Annotated in this window: 8 protein-coding genes; 4 read left to right on the forward strand and 4 right to left on the reverse strand. The window is 71.6% G+C overall.

The annotated features are described in order from the left end of the window. Nucleotides 1-7: 7 nt before the first annotated feature. A complete protein-coding gene (locus VFX14_10175; protein ID HEU5190044.1) occupies nt 8-460 on the forward strand; it encodes a nuclear transport factor 2 family protein in 453 nt (150 codons plus the stop codon). Nucleotides 461-470: 10 nt separating this feature from the next. Here the strand turns inward: VFX14_10175 and VFX14_10180 are convergent, their stop codons facing one another. Then, entirely contained in the window at nt 471-1,181 is a 711-nt protein-coding gene (locus VFX14_10180; GenBank protein ID HEU5190045.1) for an alanyl-tRNA editing protein, read from the reverse strand. A 43-nt stretch (nt 1,182-1,224) separates the two neighbouring features. Between VFX14_10180 and VFX14_10185 the strand changes: the two genes are divergently transcribed. Further along, complete coding sequence (locus VFX14_10185; GenBank protein HEU5190046.1) at nt 1,225-1,854, forward strand: FMN-binding negative transcriptional regulator; 630 nt, start codon at nt 1,225-1,227, stop codon at nt 1,852-1,854. Between the two features lie 16 nt (nt 1,855-1,870). On the opposite strand, the gene VFX14_10190 is transcribed toward VFX14_10185, so the two are convergent. Then, on the reverse strand, nt 1,871-2,893 hold the full coding sequence (locus VFX14_10190; GenBank protein ID HEU5190047.1) for an LLM class flavin-dependent oxidoreductase: 1,023 nt from the start codon (nt 2,891-2,893) through the stop codon (nt 1,871-1,873). Nucleotides 2,894-2,948: 55 nt separating this feature from the next. On the opposite strand from VFX14_10190, the gene VFX14_10195 reads away from it, so the two are divergent. Then, complete coding sequence (locus VFX14_10195) at nt 2,949-3,782, forward strand: isocitrate lyase/phosphoenolpyruvate mutase family protein (protein ID HEU5190048.1); 834 nt, start codon at nt 2,949-2,951, stop codon at nt 3,780-3,782. A gap of 16 nt (nt 3,783-3,798) precedes the next feature. Next, entirely contained in the window at nt 3,799-5,685 is a 1,887-nt protein-coding gene (locus tag VFX14_10200; protein HEU5190049.1) for a PAS domain S-box protein, read from the forward strand. Here the strand turns inward: VFX14_10200 and VFX14_10205 are convergent. Then, the gene (locus VFX14_10205; protein HEU5190050.1) at nt 5,682-6,290 is read right to left on the reverse strand and encodes a thiamine pyrophosphate-dependent enzyme; all 609 of its coding nucleotides are present in this window, start codon (nt 6,288-6,290) and stop codon (nt 5,682-5,684) included. The genes VFX14_10200 and VFX14_10205 overlap by 4 nt on opposite strands. Next, nucleotides 6,290-6,691 (reverse strand): thiamine pyrophosphate-binding protein (locus VFX14_10210; protein HEU5190051.1); only part of this gene is annotated, 402 nt, incomplete at its 5' end. The genes VFX14_10205 and VFX14_10210, both read right to left, overlap by 1 nt.

The raw sequence follows: 6,691 nt of genomic DNA on the forward strand, positions 1-6,691 counted from the left end.
GAGGCCGATGTTCGTTCTCGCGCTCGGGTGGCTCGTCGCCGCCCTGCTGGCGCCCGGCGCGCCCGCCTGGGCCGCCGACACCGCGCAGGAGGAGGCCAACAAGAAGGTGGTGGTGGACTTCTACGAGAAGGCCATCAACCAGAAGGACTTCGAGGCGGCGTCGAAGCATTTCGGCGATCGCTACGTCCAGCACAACCCCGGGGCGCCCGACGGGCCCGAGGGGCTCAAGGCCTTCCTCGGCTTCCTCAAGGAGAAGTTTCCGCAGTCGAGGAGCGAGATCAAGCGTGTGTTCGCCGACGGCGACTACGTGATCCTCCACGTGCACGCGGTGCGCGAGCCGGGCACGCGCGGCTCGGCCATCGTGGACATCTTCAAGCTCGAGGGCGGCAAGATCGTCGAGCACTGGGACGTCGTGCAGCCGATCCCGGAGAAGGCGGCCAACAGCAACGGCATGTTCTGATGCCGCGCGCTTACGGGGCGAGCGTCCAGTAGAAGCGCTTGTTGTCGCGGCCCTTGTTCTCGCGCTTGACGATGTGCGCGCGACCGATCTCCGCGGTGTCGTGAGGATGGGTGCCGCCGCAGGCCTGGGCGTCGAAGCCGTCGATGGTGACTACCCGCACCTGGCCGTTGACGATCGGCGGCCGCACGTTCAGGGTGCGGATGAGGTCGGGGCGGGCCTGATACTCGGCTTCGGGGATGACCGTGGCGGCGATGCCCCGGGGGGCGGCGAGGGCGTCGTTGACGCGCGCTTCCAGCTCGGCCGCCGCATCGAACCCCGCGCGGAGGCGCAAGTCGATGCGCGAGCGGTCGGGGCCGAGCTGCACGCCGGTGATGAGCCCGTCGAAGTGGCGCTGCGCCACCGTGTTCACCACGTGCATGAGCGCGTGGTGGCGCATGAGCGCGTAGCGGTAGGGCCAGTCGAGCATGCCACGCACCGCGGTGCCCGCCGCCGCATCGCGCCCCACGTGATGCCAGAGCCGGCGGCCGTCCTCGTCCTCTCGCACCGCGGTGACGGTGAGTGGCCGGTCCTCCACGACGAGCTCGCCGCGATCCTGAGGCTGTCCGCCGCCGCCCGGATAGAATGCGCTGTGCGAGAGCGCCCACCAGCCGTCGGCGCTCGCCACGACACGGGCGTCGAACTCACGCAGGTAGGCGTCCTCGAGGTAGAGGCGTAGGGTCATCGGATGAGCCGCGAGAGCCGAGTATAGGCGAGGAGCCCATCGCATGTACGTGCCGAAGCACTTCGACGCGCCCGACCAGGCCTGGTGCCACGCCCTCATCGAGCGCGAGGCCTTCGCGCTGCTGGCGTCGACCGGCGGTGATGGAGCGCCGTTCGCCACGCATCTGCCCCTGCTGCTCGACGGCCACCGCGGGCCGCGCGGCACGCTGGTGGGGCATCTCGCGCGGGCCAACCCACACGCCCGGCTGCTCGCCGAGGGCGCGCCCACCCTTGCCGTGTTCCAGGGTCCGCACGCCTATGTCTCGCCGGGCTGGTACCGCGTTCACCCGAGCGTGCCCACCTGGAACTACGTGGCCGTGCACGTCTACGGCCGTCCGGTAGTCGTCGAGGAGCCCGCGAGGGTGAAGGCACTGCTCGACCGGCTGGTGAAGACGTACGAGGGCGGGCGAGCCGAGCCCTGGCGCTTCGACGCGCTGCCGACGGACTACGTCGACGGGATGATCCGCGGCATCGTGGCGTTCGAGCTGCCCATCGATCGGCTCGAGGGGAAGGCCAAGCTCAGTCAGAACCGCGGCGCCGAGGACCGCGCGAGCGCCATCCGGGGGCTCGAGGCGACGGCCGATCCGCTCGCCGCCGCCACCGCCGCGCTCATGCGGCAGGCGATGAAGGGCTGAGGCCGGCGCCTCCCCGCTAGCCCGCGGCGAGTCGGCGCCGCACGTCGGGCAGCACCGTGGTGCCGAGGAGCTCGATGCCGGCGAGCACGTCCTTCTGCGGCATGCCGGGCCAGCTCACGCGCATGGTGGCGTGCGTGGCGCCGGCCTTCGCCTGCGCGAGCAGCGCCTCCGTGACCTCGGCGGGCGAGCCCACCGCGAACCGGTTGCGTGCGAGCCGCCGAAGCTGCTCCTCGGGCGACGCCGTGGGGTCGAGCGTGATGCCGGGAATGCCCCACGAGAGATACGCCGCATACTTCTCCAGCAGGTAGGGCGCCGCCCGCCGGATCGCCGCGTCCTCGTCGGCCGCGCAGGAGACTTCGAGGAGCCGGCCGATCTCGGCCGCGGCGGGCCGGCCCGCTGCCGCCCGCGCCGCCGCGAAGGTGCGGACCTGGCTCGCGAACTCGTCGACGGTGGGCACGGGCACCACGAGCCACCCGTCGGCGATGCGCGCGGCGCGCTCGATGCCCGCGTGCACTTGTGAGCCGACCAGGATGAGCGGGCGCGGCGTCTGGAGCGGGCGCGGGCGGATCGTGACATTGTCGAGGGTCCAGTGGGGGCCGTGATGGGTGACCTCGTCCTCGGTCCACAGCCGGCGGATCAGCTCCACGCCCTCGGTGAGCCGGCCCACCCGCTCGGCCATCCGCACGCCGAAGATCGCGAACTCCTCGCTGCGATAGCCGAGCCCGACGCCAAGCGTGAATCGGCCGCCAGTGGTGACGTCCAGGAAGGCGGCGAACTCGGCGATCTCGACCGGGTTGTGGAGGGGCAGCAGGACCAGGTTGGTGCCGAAGGCGAGCCCCTCCGCTTCCGCGGCCAGGCGCTGCAGCATGGGCAGCAGCGGAAAATAGTGGAAGCCCGGCGTGGCATGATGCTCGCCGCCCCAGATGGAGTCGAAGCCGAGGGCGCGGATCATGCGCGCCTGCTCGAGCGTCTCCGCGAAGCGGCGCGCGGGATCGTCGCCGCGGGGATGCTGCGCGTTCAGGTAGACGCCGAGCTTCATGGCTCCTGGGATGGTATGCGATCATACGAGTGGGAGACAATCCCCGAGGACAGCGATGCCCACGCAGGCGCAGAAGGCGGCGACGTTCCGGGCCCTCCACGAGCGGGCGGGGGCCTTCATCATTCCCAACCCCTGGGACGCGGGCACCGCGCGTCTCCTCGCGAGCCTCGGCTTCGAGGCGCTGGCCACCACCAGCCTGGGTCTCTCGAACATGCTGGGCAAGGTCGACGGCACCAATGCGGTCAGTCGCGCCGAGGTGCTCGCCAACTGCCGCGTGATTGCGGAGGCGACCGACCTGCCCGTGAACGCCGACCTGGAGAACGGCTACGCGCACGAGCCGCGCGCCGCCGCCGAGATGCTCCGGCTCGCCGCGGAGGCCGGCGTGGTCGGCGGCTCCATCGAGGACGCCACCGGCGAGGCCGATCGGCCCATCTACGACTTCGCCCATGCGGTGGAGCGCGTGCACGCGGCAGTGGAGGTGGTGCGCAAGCTGCCCGTGCCGTTCGTCTTCACCGCGCGGGCCGAGAACCTGATTCACGGCCGCCTCGACCTCGACGACACCATCCGGCGGCTCCAGGCCTTCGAGAAGGCGGGGGCCGACGTGCTCTACGCGCCGGGGCTCCGCGACCTCGCCACCATCCGCACCGTGGTGTCATCCGTCGGCAAGCCGGTCAACGTGGTGATGAGCCACGGCGATCCCGCGCTGACGCTGGCCGAGCTGTCCGCGGCGGGCGTGAAGCGCATCAGCGTGGGCGGCTCGCTCTCGCGGCTCGCCCTCGCCGCCTTCCTCCGCGGCGCCCGCGAGATGAAGGACCGCGGCGGGTTCACCTGGATGCGGGAAACGATTCCGGGCAAGGACCTGAAGGAGGTCTTCGGCAAGTGGTCGTGACGGGTCGCCCCCGGTCGTGAGCGATTTCGGCGCCAGCGAGCGGCTGCGGGCGGCGTTCGAGATCTCGCCCACCATTCTCACCGTCACCGACGTCGAGACCGGCCGCATCCTCGAGGTCAACGAGGCGTTCCTCCACGTCACCGGCTATCACCGCGACGAGGTGATCGGCCGCACCGTCCCCGAGATCGGGCTCTGGACGGACCCGGCGCAGCGCGAAGCGGGGCTGGCCGCCCTCCGCGCGGGTCGGCCCGTGCGGGGCGTGGAGGCGCGCTTCCGCACGAAGCGGGGGGACGAGGTGTGGGCAGTCGCCTCCGCGGAGATGGTGCAGATCGAGGGCCGGCGTTGCGTGGTCACCGCGCTCATGGACATTACCGACCGCGTGCGGGCGGAGACCGCCCTCCGCGAGAGCGAGCGGCGCTTCGCCCAGGCCTTCAACGCGAATCCCCTGCCGATGTCCATCGTGAGCCTGCGCGACGGCCGGCACCTCGCCGTCAACGAGGCGGCGCTGCGGCACAGCGGCTACACGCGCGAGGAGATGCTGGGACGCACCAAGCCGGAGCTGGGATTCTGGGTCGCCGAGGGCGAGCGCGACCGCCTGCTCGACAAGCTGCGCGGGGGCGGGCAGGCGCGCGACTTCGAGGCGACGTTCCGCACCAAGACGGGCGAGCACCGGTTTCTGCTCGTGAACTCCGAGGTCGTGACCTACGCCGGAGAGCCCGCCGTGCTGAGCGTGTCCCTCGACATCACCGAGCGGAAGCAGTACGACGCCGAGCGCGAGAGCCGGCGGCGCGAAGCCGAGGCGCTCACCCGGGCCAAGGACGAGTTCCTCGCCATGCTCGGCCACGAGCTCCGGAATCCCCTGGGTACCATCACCAACACGCTGGGCATCCTGGATCGTGAGGTCGCCGACGGGGACACGCGGCGCCTCCTCGGCGTCATCGGCCGCCAGACCGCGCACCTGAGCCGACTGGTCGACGATCTTCTCGACGTGGCGCGCGTCACGTCGGGGAAGATCGCGCTGCAGCGGCAGCCCCTCGATCTGCGCGCGCTCGCCCAGGGCTGCCTCGACGCGCTCGTCCAGGCCGGGCGCACCCGCCACCACACCGTCACCGTGGAGGGACCGCCCCTGCGCGTGAGCGGCGATCCCGCGCGCCTGGAGCAGGTGGTCAGCAACCTCCTCGACAATGCTCTCAAGTACACGCCGCCCGGTGGGCAGGTGACGGTCCGGATCGAGCGGGTCGAGGGAGATGCCGTGCTGTACGTGCGCGACAGCGGCGAGGGGATTCGCGCGGACCTCCTCGAGCGCATCTTCGATCTCTTCGTGCAGGAGCCGCAGGCGCTCGACCGCACGCGGGGCGGCCTCGGCCTCGGGCTCACGCTCGTGCGCCGGCTCGTGGAGCTGCATGGCGGCTCGGTGGCGGCGGCCAGCGCGGGACCGGGGCGCGGCAGCGAGTTCAGCATCCGCCTGCCCCTCCTCGCGGAGGAGGACGTGCCCCCGCCGGCCCCCGAGGGCGGGCTCGGTCCGGCGGCGCCGCGCCCCCACCGGATCCTCGTCGTGGAGGACAGCGCCGACGCGCGCGAGACCTTGAGCATGCTGCTCCGCCTCTCCGGTCACGAGGTCGAGACATCCGAGGATGCGGCCGAGGGCCTCGAGAAGCTCGGCGCCTTCGCGCCGGACGTCATGCTCGTGGACATCGGGCTGCCCGGCATGGACGGCTACGACCTCGCGCGGCGCGTGCGGGCACGGCCGGAGGCGCGCGGTGTCGTGCTCATCGCATTGACCGGCTATGGGCAGGTCGAGGATCGACGCCGAGCGCAGGCCGCCGGCTTCGATCTCCACCTCACCAAGCCGATCGATCCCGACCGGCTGGAGAAGGTCCTCGGCGAGATCGCGCGCGGCTAGCGCGCGCGGGGTTTCAGGAGCGCGTTCCGGAGGTTCTCCACCTGCTGGGAGAAGGCCATGCCCCCGCGCGCCGTCATCGGCGTCTGCTCGGCCAGCCCGGTGTGCAGCTCCACGAACACCGGCCCGTCCGCGGTCAGCAGCTCGGGGAGGCGGCGCTTGAAGTCCTCGAGATCGTCGATCATCGCGACGACCCGATAGCCCGCGCCCTTCGCCATCATGACGAAGTCCACGTCGAGCCCGCCCGGGATGCCCTGCGCGCCGGAGGTGTGGTACACGCCGTTCTTGAACAGGAGGTGCACGAAGTTGCGCGGGGCCGCGCCCGCGTTGGTGGCGAGGGAGCCGAGCTGCATGAGGAGCGAGCCGTCCCCGTCGAGGACGATCACGCGGCGGTCGGGACGCGCGAGGGCCAGCCCCAGCCCCATGGACGAGGCGCCGCCCATGAAGCCGACGCAGCCCACCGACAGATCGTCGGGCGCGATGGTACGCCACGCGGGCGCGGTGGTCATGGTGGGCACGCAGATCGCGCGGCCGCGGACCGCCGCGATCACCCGGAGCACGTCCTCCGGCTTCATGGGCTTCTGGTCGGTCGCCGTGCCGGAGGCCATCAGCTCGTCTCCAGCCCGACGAGGACGGCGGCGGGTCCGCGCCGCTCGCGGCTGAGCCGGTAGTACTCCGGGATCAGGTGCACGTCGTTCGGTCCCTCGAGGCGCGCGTGCGGCACGCCGAAGGTGTCGAGGAGGGGCTCACAGTAGCGGACCATGGAGTGCCGTGACTCGCGCGGGTCCTTGTGCTTCTCGCGGCTCAGCAGGCCGATCATGTAGAACATCGGCACCCGGCCGTCCATCGCGACTCCTCGAAGAGTGTTGATTGACGCGTACAGGCCCGCGTGCTGGATCATCAGGACCACGGGCTCGCCGCCCATGTAGAGGCCGGCGCCGATGGCGGTGGCCTCGTCCTCGGTGGCGCAGGTCACCACCCGGATGGACTCCTCCTTGTCGAGCGCGGC

The organism is Candidatus Methylomirabilota bacterium, from assembly GCA_035764725.1.
Taxonomy (GTDB): domain Bacteria; phylum Methylomirabilota; class Methylomirabilia; order Rokubacteriales; family CSP1-6; genus DASRWT01.